This window comes from Streptomyces sp. Je 1-4 4N24 (assembly GCF_026239515.1).
Lineage (GTDB): Bacteria > Actinomycetota > Actinomycetes > Streptomycetales > Streptomycetaceae > Streptomyces > Streptomyces nigrescens.
This window is the reverse complement of the sequence record NZ_CP110836.1, coordinates 3,515,571-3,533,529: the sequence shown is the minus strand read 5'-3', so window position 1 is coordinate 3,533,529 and position 17,959 is coordinate 3,515,571. Positions and strand designations below refer to the sequence as shown.

The following is a 17,959-nucleotide window of genomic DNA, read 5'->3' as shown; positions in this document are numbered from 1 at the left end:
ATGTCCCCACCCTCCCGGCCCGCGCCGCACCCGGGTACCTCGGAAGTCTCAGGGTGCGTCAGCAGCGCTTGACCCACCGGTGGGAGCGCACCTTCGCCTGGCCGGTGGGCAGGTCCCCGCGGGAGAGCCGGCTGATGCAGCCCTCCTGGCCCCGGTAGTCGTCGCCGCGGTAGTACGAGACGGCCGTGAACCTGCCGTCGGTGCCGTTGTTGAACACCGAGCGCGGGGCCCTGGTGCCGCTCCAGGGGCAGGAGATGGTCCCGGTCCGCCAGTCCTCGTCGAGACCGAACCAGCTGCACATATCGCCTCCTCCGGCCGGTTCGGTGAAGAAGCAGGCGTAACCCTTCGCACAGCGGTCGTAGCCGGTGGGCGCCTGGCTCCGGGCGCCGGTGCCGAGAGTGGGGCCCAGCACCGCCGCGGTGACGGCGGCGGACGCGGCGATCAGCGCCAGGGCGCCGCCGGCCGCGGCCGCCGCCCGCCGTAAGCGGCGCCGCCGGGTGCGCGCCGTCCGGGTCGCGGGCCCGGTGCCCGCGGCCGCTTCGGTGCGGCGTACCAGCGAGCGCGCGTCGTGTGCGGCGCGCTCCTCGTGCGTACGGGCCAGACAGTCGCGGATGATCTCCCGCCAGGGATCGGGGAGTTGGGGCGACAGCCGCAGCCCTTCCCTGCCCTGTGCATAGCGCAGCACGGCCTCCCGGCGGACCGAGGGCGTGCCGCCGGGAAACGGAAAGGTGCCGGTCAGGACGAGGTGGGCGAGGATTCCGAAGGCCCAGACGTCGGCGCTGGGGCGGATGAGCTGGCCGCGCTCGCCGACCTCGGCCCACAGGAGTTCGGGCGGGGTGTAGTCGGGCGTGGAGAAGGCGGGGGAGTAGGCGTGGGTGCCCTCCATCTCGGCGGCGAGGTTGAAGTCGGCGAGCCGGACGGCGTCGTGCGCCACGTCGGGCGGCTCCCCGGCGACGGCGGCGCCCGTGGACATCAGCAGGACATTGCCGGGCTTGAGGTCGCCGTGGACCCAGCCCGCGCCGTGGAGTTGGGCCAGCCCCTCACAGATCTGGGCGAGCAGGGCACCGGCTCCGGGCGGCGGGCCCGCCGCCACGAGTGCGACGAGGGACAGCAGCGCCGCCAACGAACTCTCGGCGCGTTCGAGGACGAGGACGGTGGCGCCGTCGAGCTCGGGGCGGTCCGGGTCGTCGACGGTCAGTGCCTCGTACATTCTGATCAGCCGCGGGTGCTGGAGGCTGCGGTGCAGGGCGAGCTCGCGCTGGGCGAGGTCGCGCAGATGGTGGAGCTGGCGGGGGGTGCGGGTGCCGGTGGACAGGAACTTCAGGGCGGCCTCGGCCGGTTCGCCGTCCTCCGCCGCCCGCGCCGCGTACACGCTGCCGAACGCGCCCGAGGCGAGCGGTTCGCGTACCTCCCACCGGCCGATGCGGTAGCCGGCGGGTACGAGCGGCCCACGGGGGTCGTCCGCCCTCCCGGGTGTGCTCGTCATCGCGCGGACTCCCCGTCGGCCGCGCGCGGCGCGGGCCTCGCGGCCGTCGCCGGTCCGGCCTCCAGCACGTGCAGTTCGTCCTCCCGCACGAGGTCGAACCGCAGCGCGAGCGAGACCAGGGATTCCTTCTTGCCGTTCAGCCGCGGGCCGCCGTCGACGGCCTCCGGCGGCTGCTTGAGGCGCAGCTTGACCGCGAGATAGTCGATGTTCCACTGGACGGCGGCGCGCCCGGCGGCCGGCCAGACGGGCCGCAGCCGGTCGATGACCTGGTCGGCCGTGGGCAGCGGCGCATGCGGCTCGCCGCGCAGCCGCGGTTCGCACAGCGCGGCCAGCACCAGGAAGTAGCGCTTGGTGCGGTCGAGTGGGAAGGCGAGCGTGGTGGGCTCGCCGCTGACGTACGTGCCAGGGTCGGTGACCGGATCGAGGTAGTCGTGCCGTGGTGCCCACACGTCGAAGCTGAGCAGCTCGCCGGCCGCGGGCAGGACGAGGCGCGCGAACTCGAACGGGACGGGCGCACCGATCCGCCCCGGTGCGACCTTGATGTGCTCACCCGCGCCCTCGGGGTTCTCCACCACATAGGTCTGCTTGCTGCTCCGGTTGGTCAGCGCCCAGAAGGACCCGGTGGCCGCGATCTCCCCGGCCGTGCGCGAGACCCCGCTGTGCGGGATGGTCAGATGGCGGCGTCCGGCGGTCCGCTCGCCGCCCGTACGCCCGAACTCCAGGGTCTCGCCCGGCTCCAGCCGGATCTGCTCACCGGCCGCGCCGCACGACGCGGGTACCACGATGATGCTGAACATGCGCAATCCCTTCCCCCGAGAAAACCAGGGGAAGGCTAACGGCAGAGAGTGATCGTAATCTGCCTACTAGGGCTGTTTTGTGCCACGCTGTTGCCGTTTCAGGACCTGAACGACAAGGGCCCTCACGGCTCATGGCGGTGAGGGCCCTGCGGCGGGTGTGCACGTGCAGCGGTCAGTAACGCGGCCGGTTGAACCAGGCGTTGCCCTCGTCCTTGGAGACGAAGACCAGCACCAGGATGCCGAGGATCGTGTGCACCAGGCCTATCGGGAACGTGAACAGGCTCAGCATGATGTTGGCGACACCGAAGACGATGGTGCCGGTGCGGACCCCGCGGCCGCCGTTGGCGAACTGCGCGGCCAGCGTGATCGCGGCCGCCGTGAAGATCACGATGATCACGATCACCGCGATCAGCAGGCCCTTGCCGACGTTCATCGCCGTGATGTCGTCGGCGGCGGCGTACGGCGAGGCGTTGTGCGAGGCCTTGCTGACGCCGCCCAGCCCCATCACCGCGAGGACCAGGCCGATGAGGTTCAGCCCGGAGAGCACGAACAGCAGCACCCGGGCGGCCTTGACCCCGCCGGGCATCACCGTCGGGTACTGCATCTGCATACCGGGCATCCCGCCGCCGCCCGGGTAAGGGCCGTACGGTGACGGCGGTTGCGGCTGCTGGGGGTAGCCGTAGTTGGGCTGCTGGGGCTGCTGACCCGGCGGTGGACCGTAAGGGTTCTGGTTGGGGTAGCTCACGAGCGGCGTCCTTCAAGCGTCTTGAGCGGATATCAGCGATGTAAGGGACGGTAGGCCAACCGGCTTCCGTCGTGCTCCGCGGGGCGGGGGCCCGCTGTCCGTAAAGCCGCGAAGGCCCCGATCGCGCTGTTGCGAGGGGGCCTTCGGGGAGTGGTGCTCAGCGGGCCGGCCTTCTGCCGGCGGACCCGTGACCGGCCTACTGGGTCTTGACGACCACCGTGCCGACGATCTTGTCCGCGAACGTCTGGGACTTCTCGTCCCACAGCGGCCACCAGAAGCCGAGACCGCACAGCGGGCCGTCGAGGGCGTGGCACAGCTTGCGCACGAAGGCCATACCGAAGCCGATGGGCTGGCCGGTGGTCTCCTTGACCACACGGATGTTCAGCGCCTTCTTGCCCGGGGTCTGGCCCGTGGCGCCCTCCTTGACGAGGAGGAAGATGCCGGCGCCGAGGCCGATCAGGGCGGCGAGCACGGTGCAGATGATGGCGCCGGCCGGCGAGCCGCTGCTCTCCGAGGCGGCGTTGATCGCGTCCGTGTAGCACTGCTGGTCAGTGGGCGAACATGCCGAGGTGTCCGGGATCGACGAGGTCGCCGCGCTGGCGGACATGGCGATACCGACGATGTACAGGATCGTGGGGAGCAGTCCCGCGATCAGGTAGTCGATGAGGTAAGCGCCCACCCGGGCACCCCAGCTCGCGTAGCCGGTGGGCATGCCCATGCCAGGCATCGGCTGGCCGTAAGGGGTGGCCGCCTGCTGCGGGTAGCCGCCGTAACCCTGCTGCTGCGGGACGGCCTGCTGCTGCGGGTAGCCGTACGGCTGCTGCTGCTGCGGTGCCTGCTGGGGGTAGCCGTAGCCGGGCTGGCCCTGGGGCGGGACCGGGGGCTGCTGGCCGTACGGGCCCTGCGGTGCCTGCGGCTGCTGGCCGTAAGGGTTGTTCGGGTCACCAAAACTCACTGCTGTTTTCCTCCGTTGTGTCAGTCGGGGACGACGCGGCATGACTGGGAGGAAAAACAGGTTTCACTGGCCACCCCCCGACGAAGCCTGCGGCACTGCGCGTCAATAGTTCTAGTTGCGCATTCACTCTGTCCAGTCAAGGTTGCTCACTGTTGTGCAAGTGCAATGATCAATTCCGGCCACGGGGGCCCCGCATGCCCTGATTGGAACGTTGCCGCCCTCATCCGGGAGGATGGGGGGCATGACTGCCCAGATTCTGGATGGCAAGGCCACCGCAGCCGCTATCAAGTCCGAGCTCGCCACCCGCGTGGCCGCGCTGAAGGCCAAGGGCGTGCAGCCCGGCCTCGGCACCCTCCTGGTCGGCGACGACCCGGGCAGCCGCTGGTACGTCAACGGCAAGCACCGCGACTGCGCCCAGGTCGGCATCGCCTCGATCCAGCGCGAGCTGCCGGAGACCGCCACCCAGGAAGAGATCGAGGCGGTCGTACGGGAGCTGAACGAGGACCCCGCCTGCACCGGCTACATCGTCCAACTCCCGCTCCCCAAGGGCATCGACGCCAACCGCGTCCTGGAGCTGATGGATCCGGCCAAGGACGCCGACGGGCTGCACCCGATGAGCCTGGGCCGGCTGGTGCTCGGCATCGAGGGCCCACTGCCGTGCACCCCGTACGGCATCGTCCAGTTGCTGCGGCGCCACGAGGTCGAGATCAAGGGCGCCCATGTGGTGGTCGTCGGCCGTGGCATCACCATCGGCCGCCCGATGCCGCTGGTGCTGACCCGCAAGTCCGAGAACGCCACGGTGACCCAGTGCCACACCGGCACCCGTGATCTGTCCGCGCACCTCAAGCAGGCCGACATCATCGTCGCCGCGGCCGGTGTGCCGCACATCATCAAGCCCGAGGACGTCAAGCCCGGCGCGGCCGTCCTGGACGTCGGCGTCAGCCGTGACGAGGCCGGCAAGATCGTCGGCGATGTGCACCCGGGCGTCGCCGAGGTGGCCGGCTGGGTCGCCCCCAACCCGGGCGGTGTCGGCCCGATGACCCGCGCCCAGCTGCTGGTCAACGTCGTCGAGGCCGCCGAGCGCGCGGCCGGCTGACCGCGGCGGAACCTGAGACCCTTGTCTTCGACAGACGTATCCGGACACCGGAAGGGGCTGCCCGCCATGGGTGCCGAAGCGCATTCGGATGGAGCCTCCGAGCCGCAGCGCTCCTCGCGCCGCTTTCCGACGCTCACCCGCGACACGGCCCGGCCGGAAGGCGGTGGCCGCGCGGCCTCGGGCGGCTACCCCGCGCCCGCCCGGCAGTGGCCGCTGCTCAGCGTCATGGGCGGGGTCGCGGTCGGGCTGCTGCTCGTGGCGCTCGACGTGTTCCGTATCGGGACGATGGTGATCGGGCTCTCCCTGCTGGCCGGGGCGGTGCTGCGGTGGGCGCTGCCGTCGGTGGGGATGCTGGCCGTCCGCTCCCGCTTCACGGACATGGCGACGTACGGTCTGCTCGGCTTCGTGATCACGATGCTGTCGCTGATGGTGCAGCCCAAGCCGTGGATCCATATCCCGTTCCTGGACGACATCGTCCACTTCACGGTGCGCTAGGGGGGAGGACACCCCCGAGGGCCTGTCCTTCGGATCACGGCCCCTACGACGATGACGGCGGCCCGCCCCTCCCCTCGGGAGGAGGCGGGCCGCCGCCGTGCTGTGACGAAGTGCACTACCGGGCGTCTCTGTGCGGCGGGGGCGGGCCCACGGAGTGCTCCGCGGCATAGTGCCTGACCGGGGCTTATATTGACACCATCCTGGCCGGTTGTTGTCAGGATACGTACGGAAGTCGTCCGGACTCCGACGGAAATGCCACACTGCAGGGGTCACGGGCGCACGGAGGGGTGACGTATGCCCGAATGCTCCCGTGCGCCTGTGAAAGGGGATTGCCGTCCTGGCCGGGGGCGTCCCTACGGGGAGCAAGGAGGGCGGTCCGGGGGAGCCGCGCTCGGGCACGTGAGTGGGGATAGGGGGAGGCAATGCCTCGCTGGAAGGCGCTTCCGGAGGAACTGGATCCGCAGGTGCGGGAGTTCGCCGGTCAGCTGCGCAGGCTCGTGGACCGCAGCGGACTGAGTGTGGCCGCCGTCGCGGACGCCACGGGCTACAGCAAAACGTCCTGGGAGCGCTATCTCAACGGGCGGCTGCTGCCACCGCTGCGCGCCGTGGTCGCGCTCGCCGAGACGACCGGCGCACAGCCCGCCCACCTCACCACGCTGTGGGAGCTGGCCGAACGGGCCTGGAGCCGCGCGGAGATGCGGCAGGACGTCACCATGGAAGCGATCAGCGTGGCCCAGGCGCGAGCCGCGCTGGGGTGGGACACCGACCAGCCCGCGGCCGAACCCCCGGCGAAGGGCGCGAAGTCCGCGAAGAAGTCCGCGAAGTCCGCACCGGCCGCGGAGGCGCCCCGGACGGCAGCGCTGCCGCAGACCCCCCAACCACGGCGCACGGACCTCCCGTCGGCCGCGGACTTTCCCGAATGGGCGGCGGCAGCGGACCGGTCCCCGGCCGCTGCGACCCCGAGCCCGGCTGCCCGGCGCGGCCGCCGTGGCCGGACGGTCATGTTCGCCGTCGGTGCGGTCGGTGCGGCGCTGGTGGCCGGCGCCGCCGTACTGCTGCTGAACCCGGGCACCGACACGGCCAAGAAGGCGGCGCCCCGGCCCGCGGCCGCGCCGAAGCAGGCCCTGCCCGCCGGGGTGCGCTGCATCGGCGCCGGCTGCGTGGGCAAGGACCCGGAGGCGATGGGCTGCGGCGGGCAGCATGCCATCACCCCGTCCCGCGGAACGGCGGGCCGTGCGGTGATAGAGGTCCGCTACAGCAAGGTCTGCCACACCGCCTGGGCCCGGATCAGCCGTGCGGCACAGGGCGACCAGGCCACCCTCAGCGCCGGCGGCCACAGCGCCACGGCACGGGCCGAGCGGGACGGCGCCGCCTACACCCCGATGGTCGAGGTGACCGGCGACCCGGCGAAGGTCGCGGCCTGCGGGACGACCGTTGCCGGGGTGAAGGGCTGCTCCCGTCCGGTTCCGGCCACGCCCGCCGCAGCACCCGCCCCGTCGGCCGGAGCACCCACCCCGTCGGCCGGCACGCCGGTCCGCTAGCCGACGTCCCTGGCGCCGGCGGGCAACCGCCCCGGAGCGGGGCCCGCCCTGCCCGCCCAGAATGCCCGGGATCGCCGCCAGCGGAGGATGTCCGAAAGTCAGGGGGCATGCCCGCCGGGATCCCGGGCATGCGACGGATATCCCCCCACGGGTGTGGCACAACTCGGCGGCCGCCCGCACTCCCCCCTCCTTGAGCGGGCGGCCGCTGCCCCTTGCCCACGGGGCCCGCGCGCAGCGCACCCCGGAGGGCCCCGCAAGCGGCGTTGCGGACGGCCGTACGGACGTCCCGAGACACCCGGTGAGGTGTTCCACACCGGCCCGTCACCGGGCCCGGCCAGGGGTCCGATAGCCTGACGGCCGGGTCTCTCGATACCAAGAGACCTCGCTAGCTGGGCAGGGACACCCACCGCCACCCATGGTGGTCCAGGGGCTTGCCCCCGGAAAACACCGCGCAGGAGATCGCCATGACCCGCACTCCCGTCAATGTCACCGTCACCGGCGCAGCCGGCCAGATCGGTTACGCACTGCTCTTCCGCATCGCTTCCGGTCATCTGCTCGGCGCTGACGTGCCGGTCAAGCTGCGCCTTCTGGAGATCCCACAGGGTCTGAAGGCCGCCGAGGGCACCGCCATGGAGCTCGACGACTGCGCCTTCCCGCTGCTGCAGGGCATCGATATCTCCGACGACCCGAACGTGGCCTTCGACGGCGCGAACGTCGCGCTGCTCGTCGGCGCCCGCCCCCGTACGAAGGGCATGGAGCGCGGCGACCTCCTGGAGGCCAACGGCGGCATCTTCAAGCCGCAGGGCAAGGCCATCAACGACCACGCCGCGGACGACATCAAGGTCCTGGTCGTCGGCAACCCCGCCAACACCAACGCGCTGATCGCCCAGGCCGCCGCGCCGGACGTACCGGCCGAGCGCTTCACCGCGATGACCCGCCTGGACCACAACCGTGCGCTCTCGCAGCTCGCGAAGAAGACCGGCACCCCGGTCTCCGAGCTCCGCAAGCTGACGATCTGGGGCAACCACTCCGCCACCCAGTACCCCGACATCTTCCACGCCGAGGTCGCCGGCAAGAACGCCGCCGAGGTCGTCAACGACCAGAAGTGGCTGGCCGAGGACTTCATCCCGACCGTCGCCAAGCGCGGTGCGGCGATCATCGAGGCCCGTGGCGCCTCCTCCGCCGCCTCCGCCGCCAACGCGGCCATCGACCACGTCCACACCTGGGTCAACGGCACCGCCGACGGCGACTGGACCTCGATGGGTATCCCCTCGGACGGCTCCTACGGCGTCCCGGAGGGCCTGATCTCCTCCTTCCCCGTCACCACCAAGGACGGCAAGTACGAGATCGTCCAGGGCCTGGAGATCAACGACTTCTCCCGCGAGCGCATCAACGCGTCCGTGAAGGAGCTGGAGGAGGAGCGCGAGGCCGTCCGCGGTCTCGGCCTCCTCGGCTGACCCACCGCCGCGGCCGCCCCACGCGGCGGCACCGCAGCACCACCCGAGCCCGCACGGCCCACAACGGCCGTGCGGGCTCGGTCATATCGGCTCGGTCATGTGGGTTCGGCCCGCAGCTCCCTTTCATCGGCCTCTTGGCCACCGTCCGCCGCCACGGGCAGGCGCGCGCCCCGGCTGTCGGCGACGCGCAGCACGTCGCCGAAGGCCTGCGTAGTAGCCCGCAGCGCGAGCCGTAACGCGTGCTCCCCCGCCTTGCCGTCGTCCAGTACGGCCACCGCGCCCTTGAGCACATCGGCACCGTCACACAGCTGCTCCGCCTCGATCTCATCGGCCAGCCGGGACAGCACACCCCCGGCCCCGTCCGCCGACAAGAAGCACGGCTTCCCGCCCTCGCTCTCCCACGGCAGCAGACGCAGCCCCGGCACGGGCGCGGGCGCGGCATCCCGGTCGTAACTCATGCTCATGAACTCCCAGAAGTTGGTTGCGGCAAGAAGGCGGCGCAGTCGGCCGAACGACCCGTTACGTTGGGTGTGTTCAGCGTTGCGCCCCGTAGTGCGGGTCGCAACGTCAGACGCGTGACACTCACCATCTGGCACCAAGGGGGATGCGGTGAGCCGACGACGACGCAACGCCACGAGTGGACCGGCAGCCACCAATGCCGCCGTGTTCGGGGAGGTCTTGAAGCACTTCCGGGAGGCGGCCGGGTTCACGCAGGAGGAGTTGTCGAACAAGATCCCGTGCGACCGCTCGCAGGTGGCCCGCGTGGAGGCGGGCACGCGCGTACCGCAGGACACGTTCGCCAAGCAGTGCGACGAACTGCTGCGGACGGGCGGAGTGCTGCTGCGGTTATGGGGGCGGATCGACTGGTATCCGGAGGTGCAGCATCCGGACTGGTTCGAGCGGCGGGCGGAGATGGATGCGGAGGCGGTGGCGCTGCGGGAGTATCAAGAGCGGGTCTTCCCGGGGCTGTTGCAGACACCAGGCTACGCGCACGCGCTCTTCAGTCGCCGCAGCAAGAACGCTGATGAGATCGAGTCGCGTATCCGGGCCCGACTGAGCCGACAGCAACGCTTCCTGGCCGACCGTGGGCCGCTGTACCTAGCTGTGCTGGACGAGAGCTGTCTGCGCAACGCGGTGGGGAGCCCGGAGGTCATGCGTGACCAGTGCGCGCATCTGCTGAATGTCGGAGAGCGCACCAACATCCGTATCCAGGTGGCCCCGGCAGGTCGCTTCGGGCTCGCCCGCCCCCGCGGCTCCATGTCGCTGATCGAACTGGCCCACGAGCGATGGGTGTACTCGGAGTCGCTGGACCGCGGCCATTTCAACAATGATCCGGCCGTCTATGCCCGCCACACTCAGACCTATGATGTGCTCCGGGCGGATGCTCTGTCAGCCCCCGAATCCGCCGCTCTGATCGGCGACTTCATGGAAGGGTACGGGGACCATGAACAAGCACCAGCTGGGCACAGCGATATGGATCAAGAGCAGTTACAGCGACAACAACGGCGGCGACTGCATCGAAGTGGCGCTCACCTGGATGAAGAGCAGCTACAGCGACGACAACGGCGGCAACTGCATCGAAGTAGCCCCCGGTATCCCCGACGCCGTCCCCGTCCGTGACAGCAAGGACCCGCACGGTCCGGTGCTGGTCTTCCCGACGGGTGGCTGGTCGTCGTTCGTTGCGGCCCTCAAGAACGGGGAGTTCCCCGCGGCCGTCTGAGCGTCAGCCGCCTCCGGCCGGGCGCTGGGCCTGGCCGGAGGCGGTTGAGGCGGAGACTCACCTGTCGAGGGTGGAAGTCCTCAGGTAAGGGGCCTGCAGGCGCCAGGGGGCGGCGGGACCGGCTCATCCCTCTTCTCGTACATGACCGGATAGGTAACGGGGCTCGTCCCCTCAGCGCTCCACTGCAGAGGTCCGCTGGAGAATGTCCAGGTGCCCGTCACATCTCTCTGCTCCATTACGCGTTCGACCCACCCGTAATTTTGCGGCGATATCGGGTAATCCCAGCCCTCGGTTATGGTCTCCCAGTGGGTCCAGGTGTTCTGGTAGGAAGTCGCGATCGATGCCGTCATCTTGTTGACCACGCCCGCATCAACGCCAAATTCGGCCCCGACGGTGACAGTGGTCCCGAGACTTCTCTGCCAGCCGTCGTTCTTCGCTCGAGTGTAATGACCCGTGTCATCTTTTGTTTTACTGGTGTTGTGCCACGGACTGCTCACGCACTGTGCTTCGAGTTTGCGCGGTTCGCCGTACGATTTTGCCTCGTAGCTGCAACTGTTGGCGTCTGCCTCGCACCGCTTGAACGCCGCGGCCACCGCCTTCTGGTGGAAGAACGCGCTGTCCTGTGCAGTGGCTCCCAGGGTGAACTGCTGATTCACCCGGTTCGGCTGGCAGGTGTCCAGGCCGACGTCGCCGTTGTACCTGTGGTCGTCCAGGCATCGGTTGTCACTGGCGTTGACGAGGTAGTAGAGGTTGCCTTCACCGCCCTTGTTCACCGGTGCGAGGTACCAGTTCTGACTGTCCGACTTGGGGTCTTGGGCGTCCTTTGCGTTGCAATCGAACGCCTGCAGGAGGTACTCGGCCTTGTAGCGGGGGAAGCCCGGGTCCCTGGTGTACCGAAACTTGTCGACACACCTACCGGAGTTCTTGTTCTTGATGTGGAACGTGCCGTCCTGGTTGAAGTCGAGTTCCCAGGACGTGGGTGAGTCGCTCTTTCTCAGGTTGTAATCGAAGGTATCGCCCCAATGGTCGATGTACTTGCCCGGCGTCGACACGCTTTGGAGGGTCACCTCTGCGCTGTCGGCGCGGGCTGTCCCGGTGGCGAGCGGCGACGCGACAATCGCGAGGGACGAGGCACAAACTGCCAGCATCGTGGCGACCAGACGCAGTTCGGGTGCCGATCGGGTCTTCGGCGGTCTGGATGTCATGGGGTCCCCTATCTGGGATTCTTGCATCGACGAGTTCAGCCGCCTCGGAAATGCGCGCCGATCACAGGTCGGTCCATCTCTGCGATGCGATATCAGTGATGGTTTGAGGCGTTTTGATTATCGGCGGCACATCCCCGGTCGGGTACCTCTGCTTTGCCTATGGCGTCGATAGCCAAAAAGCTCTGACCGTGGGGCCTGGAGCGGATGCGTCGTCCTGTGCGGCCGGCCGCCCGGCCGCCGGCGCCCGCAGACCGCGCGGCAACCTTGCGTTATCGCGCTGACACGGAGTGCTCCGCTCCTTTATGCTGCGGGTTCTGCGCCGCCGCGGCCGAAAACGGCAGCCCGTCTGCCCAACAGGCCCGTGGCGATGGTTCGTTGGCGTTGCTTTTGGGGGAGACCGATGACTCGGACGGATGTGCCTGCGCAGCCCGGTGAACCGGACGGTCCACAGCGCTTACGGAAGACGACCGGCGGCTTCCCACCCCCGGCACAGCTCCCCGCGGTCCCGCCGGGGGCCAGCGAGGCCACCCGGCTGCTGTGCGCGGGCACTTACATGGACGACAGCTTCCGTGACGCGGTCATCGACGAGCTGTATGTCCACGAGGAGCGGTTCGCCGCGCCGTCTTTGGGCATCGACGCCGCCCGCGTAATGGCCCATGCGCTGCGCGCCCGGCGGCTCCAGCTCGGCTGGGCGGCCACGATCCTGCTGCTGTGGATCGTGGCCCTCCCGCTGTCCTACGGCCTCGCGGCGCTCTACGTCTTCCCCGTCGTCCTCATGGCGCTGGGCCGCGCCGTCCGCCGGGCGCCGGTCCCGCAGTGGCTGGCCCGCTATGTCTCCTTCGTCCTGCGCTGGTACGGCCGGCTGACGCTGGCCTTCCTGTGGCTGTCGCTGCTGGTGGCGGCGTTCGGCGGCGCGGTCGGTGTCCTGGGGGGCGGAGGGCCCTTCCCGGCACTGCTCCCGGACGTGTTCAACTCCCTTACCGGGGGCAGTTCGGACGGCTACGGCTCCGCCTATGACTCCGCCTATGGCGGGGGCTCCAGTACGGCGTACGAGGCGGGTGCCGTGCTCGGTGCCCTGTTCGGGGTGTGGGTCGCGCTGCTGCTGCCGCTGCTCGTGGCCGTGGTGGTCTGGCTGCAGGACGGGCAGTTCGCCCGGGTGCTGGCGCACGAACTGTCCAGGGAACGCTTCCCCGACGTCATGTCCGACCCCGCCGAGCGCTCCGAGGGCCTCCGCTTCCAGCGGCTGCGGGACCGGGTGCGGACCGAGCAGCACGGGCCGTTGGTGATGTACCGGGCCGCCGACCCGTTCTGCGGTGCCGGCTACCCGTACAAGACCTGGTCGCTGTCGGTGGAGCTGAACCCCCGCACCGACGGTGCCGCCGAACCGCTGGACAACAGCGCCATCCTGGCCCGGATCGTGCCGCTGGTGGCGGCGCTGCGGGTGCCGTCGCCGCACGGTTCGCCGGAGTTGGCGGCCGCGGTCCGGGACCGGCTGCGCGCGCTGGAGATCGACGAGTGTGTCTTCCTGCCGGCCGAGGGGCTGCCGACCCGGGCGGCGGCGCCGTACGCCCCGGAGGCGTTCGAGCAGCACCGGGCGCGTGCCGTGGAGGAAGGCGGCGAGACCCGGCGGCACTTCCTGCGCATCCGGGTCGGCGGCTGGAACGAGGGCGTGGTCACCACCGTCTTCGTCCGGGTGCACACCCAGGGCGGGATGCTGATGCTGGAGGTCGCGCCGCATGTGCTGTGGCCGCTGCGGCAGGCCTTCCAGGACGCCGACCGGCTCGCCCACCAGTACCGTCACCACCACCACTTCGGCAAGGCGGTGTGGGCGCTGGCCCGCACGCCCCGCTCCGCCGGACACGCCCTCGCCACGCTGGCCCGTGGCCTGTTGTCGGCCTGGCGGCTGGCCACCGCGGGGCATGGCGCGGCGCTGCCCGAGGGCCCCGGCGCCTCCGTACGCGAACTGGGCTCGTACGGGGAGTCCTCGCTCTTCCAGGACATGGATGTCGCCCGCTATCTGAAGACCATTCAGCAGCGGGTGGCGGCCGGGGTGACCACGGCACTGCGCGAGGCGGGCTATCAGACCGACGAGTTCGAGCAGCGGATCGTGCATGTCGCCGAGGGCGGCGTCTATGTCGAGTCCGCCCAGGGCGCCGTCGGTATCGGTGACCACAACACGATCACGAACAACGGCACCACCTCGCGTGGCGCCGGAGCGAAGGGAAGTGCCAAGCGTGGCAACGGCTGACGAACGCGGCAACGGGATCCACATCGGCAGCGTCCGGGGCGCCTTCGCCATCGGCAACCACAACACGGTGACCCACAACGAGGGCCAGGCCGTACCGGCGGGGGACCCGGCGCAGGAGGAGCTGCTGCGCGCCGTCCGCGCGCTGCGCGACGATCTGTCCCGGGCGGTGGAGAGCCCGCAGATCACGGCCCTGAGCGGGGAACTCGCCGAGACCGAGGCGGAGATCGCGGACAGCGGCGCGGCGGGCCCCGGCCGGCTGGCCCGGCTCCGTACGGCGCTCGCCGACGCCGGTGCCGTGGTGGGCCTGCTGGCCTCCGGTGCCGCGGTGAGCCAGGCGGTCGCGGCGCTGGCGGGAGGCTGACCATGAAGCGCGGCGGCCAGGCCCGCTGGAACGACGAGACCCAGAGCTGGGAGGACGGCACCCCACCCCCCGCGCCCTACACGGGCCCGATGCCGCCCCGGCCGTCCTTCACACCGTCGGTGGACGGGGCGGCTGCGAGGGGAGGCTCCGCGGCGGGCGGGACGTCGATGGGCGGGGCCACGACGGGCGGCCCCGCGACGGGTACCCCTCCATCCGCCACGCCCCCGACCACCCCGCCCCCGGCAGACGCCGCACCCCGCACCACGTACCCGTACCCGCACCCCAGCTCGTATCCCGGTGCCGGCGGCTTACCGGATCCCGCCACCGACCCGTTCCTCAACCCCGCATCGGGCGCGGCCGGATACGGGCCCGGTGTCCGGCGCCGCACGGCACTGGTCGCCGGTACGGCGGTGGTCGTGATCGCGGCGGCCATCGGCGGCGGCTATCTGCTCTGGGGCCACGGCGACGACCCGGCCGCCGCCCGCCCACCGGCCCGCACCAAGGCCTCCGCCCCGTCCGGCACGGCCACCTCGCCGTCCACCGGCGCCACGGACAGCACCGCGCCCGCCCCCACCCTCACCGACCTGCCCGACGGCTACCGCCTCGCCCACGACAAGAAGGGCTTCACCTTGGCGGTGCCCGGCACCTGGACGCGCAGCGAACGCAAGACCGGGGTGTTCTACACCGCCCCGGACGACCGTGGACTGGTGCAGATCTTCGAGATCACCGACCCCGAAATCACCCCGCGCGAGGCGTTGCGGCAGGCGTCGCAGGGCCTGTCCAGCAACCCTGGCTACGAAGAGATCAGCCTGGAGCCGCTGGGCTTCCCGGGGCCGGGCATAGACGCCAACCAACTGGTCTATGCCTATGACAGCAAGCGTCTCGGGACCCGCGTCAAGGTCGTCGACTGTGCCTTCACCGCCGCCGACGGCCGCCAGTTCGCCGTACTCGTCCTGGGCCCCGAGACCGACTGGCCGGAACAGGAGTACACCCAGCAGATCGCGCTACGGACCTTCGTTCCCCATACCTGAGCGGTCGGCACGGCATACCTGAGCGGCAGGCACGGTGCGCGGATCCCCGCTACCCGGGCAGCTCCGTGCGCTCCCACCACTCGTAGACGGGCAGTGTCCCCTCGGCGGTCTTCTGCTGCCGGTCGGTGGCCCGGAAGTGTTCATAGCCGTTACGGAACGGGATCTTCAGCTCGGTCCCGGGCGGATCGATCGGCACGATCCGCCCCGCGAGCTCCTCGGGGCCGCCTTCGAGCACTGCTTTCGCCGCTGTGTCAGCCATGCCTGCATTGTCTTCCGGGCCGCCGGTCACGGCCCCTCCGGTTCGGCAGCGCGGGTGACGGTCCGCCGACGGTGCTCGGCGGCCCCTGCGCACGGCCGGCCCGGCGGGACGCGTGTCCCACCGGACCGGCCGCGGTGTCATGGAGCGGCTACGTGTCGATCCGGTCGGCTACTTGCCGATCCAGTCGGTCAGGGTCCCGCCGGTGTCGGCGACGGCCCGGAGATGGGTGCCGTCCGCGTCGACCAGGTACAGGCGGCGGGTCGCGGTGGTGTCGTCCCAGCCGGAGAAGGCGATGCGGGTGCCGTCGGGGGAGTACACCGGGGTCCGGACGTCCGTGACGGAAGTGGCCCAGGTGCCGGAGTCGTAGAGGTCCGACTGCTCACCGGTCTCCGTGTCGACGGTCTTCAGGCCGGACGTTCCGCCGAAGACGAGGTGCCGGCCGTCGGGGGACCAGTCGGGCGGGGTCGACACGGCCTGGTGGTCAGTGCTGACCTGCCGGCTCTCCCGGGTGGCGAGATCCATGACGTACACATCCGTGCCGTACTCGGTGCCTTCGGGGCCCTCGTACGAGGTGGCGCGGAGGTAGGCGATACGGCTGCCGTCCGGCGAGAAGGTGGCGCGGAGCCCCGCGGAGGTCAGCGTCTCGCGCCCGGTTCCGTCGGCGTTGACCGACTCGATGCCGCGGGGGGTGTCGAAGACGACCCGCTTGCCGTTCGGAGCCCAGTCCGGATTGGCGATGTACACCTCCCCGGTCTCGCTTTCGACGCCCGGGGCCAGTACCCGCTGGTTGGCGCCGCTCGCCGTGGCCGTCACCAGGTCGGGGCGGTAGGTGCAGCCCTCGGCCTGCGGAACGCAGGTGTCGCCGTAGCGGATGTAGGCGATCTGGGAGCCGCTGGGGGAGTAGAGGCCGTCCAGACCGTCCGCGACGGTATGGGTGACCGCTCCGTCGGCGGGGTCCATTTCGACGGTCCGGCGCTGGTCGCCGGCCCGCTCGGACACCAGAAGCCGGGTCTCACCCAGGCTGCCGGAGCCGTCCGAGGTGAGGGGGGCCGCCGCGGATGCACTGCCCATGAGGGGCAGGCTCACCGCGGCAGCAAGAACGATGGGCAACGCAGTGCGTGAAATCCGCACGTACGCTCCTTCCGTGACGAGGCCGGGAGGCCTCGATGTACGTGAGCCCGAGGATTCGAACTCACATAGGAACAAGCGCCTGTGGGTGCAGAAACGTCACACCGTTCACAGGGCCCTCACGTGCCTCGCTGCCGCACCGCCCGTGTCACATCCCGCGGAGCCCGCTCGTCAACGTGGTGAAGGACGCCCTCTCCGGGGCGTCACAGCACACTGGAACGAGGAGGCACCGCCATGGCCCGGATCCCTCTCACGCCGCGGCGCACACTCACCCTGCGACTGGCCGAGTGGTACTCGCGGCGCGCATACGGCGAGGTGTTGCAGCCCGCACTGGCACTGGGCCACCACCCCAAGGTCCTTCGCTCCTACTTCTCCTTCGAGAGCAAGGTGGCGCGCTGGAAGGCACTGGACCCGAAGCTGAAGCTGCTGGCGGAGATGGCGTCGGCGGTGACGATCGGCTGCTCGTGGTGTGTGGACTTCGGACACTGGCACGCCGACCAGCTGGGGCTGCCGCTGGAGAAGGTCGGCAAGGTGCCCGACTGGCGGGCGCACGAGGAGTCCTTCACCGAGCTGGAGCGGCTGGTGATGGAGTACGCGGAGGCGATGACCGCCACGCCACCGGCCGTGACCGACGAGCTGGCCGAGAGCCTGCGCCGGCGGCTGGGCGACACGGCGTTCGTCGAGCTCACCACCATGGTGGCGGTGGAGAACCTGCGCTCCCGCATGAACAGCGCCCTGGGCCTGCGCAGCCAGGGATTCTCCGATGCCTGCGCCATCCCGCCGGGGAGCCGGACGGCCGACGGGGCGGTGTGAACGTACGGGCCGCCGCCGGTGCCCGTACGGCGTCGGCGGCTCCCGGGGTCAGTCGCGGGGGAAGTCGTCGGTGGCGAGGGTGAGGCCGACGACGGTGTCGGTGAGGTCGATCGGCTCGCCGTACGCGATCGTGAGGTCGAGCTTGTAGTCGCCGTCCTGGGGATGGGTGAAGACGCGACAGCGGCCGGTGTACGGATCGGCGATCAGGTAAACCGGGACTTCGGCGAGGGCGTAGGCCGTCTTCTTCGGGCCGTAGTCGTTCTTGCCGGTGCTCTGGGAAATCACCTCGGCGACGAACTCGATGTCCTGATAACGCGGGTGGCCCTTGTCGTTTTTAGTGGCGTTTTCGGCCAGCGCCACCACGTCGGAGGCGAACCCGTTCAGATAGCCGGGGAAGTCGATGCGCACGTCGGACAGCACGCGCTTTTTCGGATACCGCGTACGCAGATGTTCGACGATGTCCAGGATCGTCTCCCAGTGCGTGCCCCGCTGCGGCGCCATGTAGATGGTCCCCTCGACGATCTCAGCCTTGTAGCCCTCGGGGATGTGCATCTGCTCGAACATGTCGTCCAGCTCGCTGCTATTGGCCATCTCGGTCCTGTCGGTCAGCTCGATGGTCACC

18 protein-coding genes and 1 pseudogene are annotated in these 17,959 nt (G+C 70.3%); 10 read left to right on the top strand and 9 right to left on the bottom strand.

Annotation, left to right across the window (positions count from 1 at the left end):
• Positions 1–58 precede the first annotated feature (58 nt).
• From SLV14N_RS15105 to SLV14N_RS15090, 4 genes are all read right to left on the bottom strand, one after another.
• On the bottom strand, positions 59–1,486 hold the full coding sequence (locus SLV14N_RS15105) for a protein kinase (RefSeq protein WP_263269632.1): 1,428 nt from the start codon (positions 1,484–1,486) through the stop codon (positions 59–61).
• Complete coding sequence (locus SLV14N_RS15100) at positions 1,483–2,283, bottom strand: FHA domain-containing protein (RefSeq protein WP_263269631.1); 801 nt, start codon at positions 2,281–2,283, stop codon at positions 1,483–1,485. The genes SLV14N_RS15105 and SLV14N_RS15100 overlap by 4 nt, the downstream gene beginning before the upstream one ends.
• A gap of 172 nt (positions 2,284–2,455) precedes the next feature.
• A complete protein-coding gene (locus SLV14N_RS15095) occupies positions 2,456–3,028 on the bottom strand; it encodes a hypothetical protein (RefSeq protein WP_208681355.1) in 573 nt (190 codons plus the stop codon).
• A 196-nt stretch (positions 3,029–3,224) separates the two neighbouring features.
• Positions 3,225–3,983: an RDD family protein gene (locus SLV14N_RS15090; RefSeq protein WP_263269630.1), complete on the bottom strand. Its 759-nt coding sequence runs from the start codon at positions 3,981–3,983 to the stop codon at positions 3,225–3,227.
• Positions 3,984–4,224: 241 nt separating this feature from the next.
• On the opposite strand from SLV14N_RS15090, the gene SLV14N_RS15085 reads away from it, so the two are divergent.
• The 4 genes from SLV14N_RS15085 (at position 4,225) to SLV14N_RS15070 (ending at position 8,572) form a co-directional block, all read left to right on the top strand.
• Positions 4,225–5,079, top strand: a complete 855-nt coding sequence (locus tag SLV14N_RS15085) for a bifunctional methylenetetrahydrofolate dehydrogenase/methenyltetrahydrofolate cyclohydrolase (protein ID WP_127152657.1) — start codon at positions 4,225–4,227, stop codon at positions 5,077–5,079.
• Positions 5,080–5,145: 66 nt separating this feature from the next.
• Positions 5,146–5,574: a DUF3017 domain-containing protein gene (locus tag SLV14N_RS15080; protein WP_208681352.1), complete on the top strand. Its 429-nt coding sequence runs from the start codon at positions 5,146–5,148 to the stop codon at positions 5,572–5,574.
• Positions 5,575–5,996: 422 nt separating this feature from the next.
• Positions 5,997–7,115: an XRE family transcriptional regulator gene (locus SLV14N_RS15075; RefSeq protein WP_263269629.1), complete on the top strand. Its 1,119-nt coding sequence runs from the start codon at positions 5,997–5,999 to the stop codon at positions 7,113–7,115.
• A 464-nt stretch (positions 7,116–7,579) separates the two neighbouring features.
• On the top strand, positions 7,580–8,572 hold the full coding sequence (locus SLV14N_RS15070; RefSeq protein WP_127152660.1) for a malate dehydrogenase: 993 nt from the start codon (positions 7,580–7,582) through the stop codon (positions 8,570–8,572).
• Between the two features lie 95 nt (positions 8,573–8,667).
• Here SLV14N_RS15070 and SLV14N_RS15065 read toward each other — a convergent pair whose 3' ends face one another.
• Entirely contained in the window at positions 8,668–9,030 is a 363-nt protein-coding gene (locus tag SLV14N_RS15065) for a hypothetical protein (protein ID WP_208681350.1), read from the bottom strand.
• A 151-nt stretch (positions 9,031–9,181) separates the two neighbouring features.
• On the opposite strand from SLV14N_RS15065, the pseudogene SLV14N_RS15060 reads away from it, so the two are divergent.
• Positions 9,182–9,928 (top strand): annotated as a pseudogene (locus tag SLV14N_RS15060) (Scr1 family TA system antitoxin-like transcriptional regulator); the annotation flags it as partial.
• 88 nt (positions 9,929–10,016) lie between these two features.
• The gene (locus SLV14N_RS15055) at positions 10,017–10,292 is read left to right on the top strand and encodes a DUF397 domain-containing protein (RefSeq protein WP_259670300.1); all 276 of its coding nucleotides are present in this window, start codon (positions 10,017–10,019) and stop codon (positions 10,290–10,292) included.
• Between the two features lie 80 nt (positions 10,293–10,372).
• Here SLV14N_RS15055 and SLV14N_RS15050 read toward each other — a convergent pair whose 3' ends face one another.
• Positions 10,373–11,497, bottom strand: coding sequence for a hypothetical protein (locus SLV14N_RS15050; RefSeq protein ID WP_263269628.1), 1,125 nt, complete (start codon positions 11,495–11,497; stop codon positions 10,373–10,375).
• Positions 11,498–11,897: 400 nt separating this feature from the next.
• On the opposite strand from SLV14N_RS15050, the gene SLV14N_RS15045 reads away from it, so the two are divergent.
• Genes SLV14N_RS15045 through SLV14N_RS15035 form a run of 3 tightly spaced genes read left to right on the top strand, consistent with a single transcriptional unit; the run spans position 11,898 to position 15,137 of the window.
• On the top strand, positions 11,898–13,745 hold the full coding sequence (locus SLV14N_RS15045) for a hypothetical protein (RefSeq protein WP_208681348.1): 1,848 nt from the start codon (positions 11,898–11,900) through the stop codon (positions 13,743–13,745).
• On the top strand, positions 13,732–14,106 hold the full coding sequence (locus SLV14N_RS15040; protein ID WP_127152665.1) for a hypothetical protein: 375 nt from the start codon (positions 13,732–13,734) through the stop codon (positions 14,104–14,106). Before SLV14N_RS15045 ends, SLV14N_RS15040 begins: the two co-directional genes overlap by 14 nt.
• 2 nt (positions 14,107–14,108) lie before the next feature.
• Positions 14,109–15,137: a hypothetical protein gene (locus SLV14N_RS15035; protein ID WP_208681347.1), complete on the top strand. Its 1,029-nt coding sequence runs from the start codon at positions 14,109–14,111 to the stop codon at positions 15,135–15,137.
• Between the two features lie 49 nt (positions 15,138–15,186).
• Here the strand turns inward: SLV14N_RS15035 and SLV14N_RS15030 are convergent, their stop codons facing one another.
• Both SLV14N_RS15030 and SLV14N_RS15025 read right to left on the bottom strand, forming a co-directional pair.
• Positions 15,187–15,396, bottom strand: a complete 210-nt coding sequence (locus SLV14N_RS15030) for a DUF5988 family protein (protein WP_208681346.1) — start codon at positions 15,394–15,396, stop codon at positions 15,187–15,189.
• Positions 15,397–15,564: 168 nt separating this feature from the next.
• Complete coding sequence (locus tag SLV14N_RS15025; RefSeq protein WP_208681345.1) at positions 15,565–16,467, bottom strand: PD40 domain-containing protein; 903 nt, start codon at positions 16,465–16,467, stop codon at positions 15,565–15,567.
• A gap of 291 nt (positions 16,468–16,758) precedes the next feature.
• Between SLV14N_RS15025 and SLV14N_RS15020 the strand changes: the two genes are divergently transcribed.
• Positions 16,759–17,337, top strand: coding sequence for a carboxymuconolactone decarboxylase family protein (locus SLV14N_RS15020; RefSeq protein ID WP_208681344.1), 579 nt, complete (start codon positions 16,759–16,761; stop codon positions 17,335–17,337).
• A 48-nt stretch (positions 17,338–17,385) separates the two neighbouring features.
• On the opposite strand, the gene SLV14N_RS15015 is transcribed toward SLV14N_RS15020, so the two are convergent.
• On the bottom strand, positions 17,386–17,958 hold the full coding sequence (locus SLV14N_RS15015; protein WP_259670298.1) for a Uma2 family endonuclease: 573 nt from the start codon (positions 17,956–17,958) through the stop codon (positions 17,386–17,388).
• Position 17,959 lies beyond the last annotated feature (1 nt).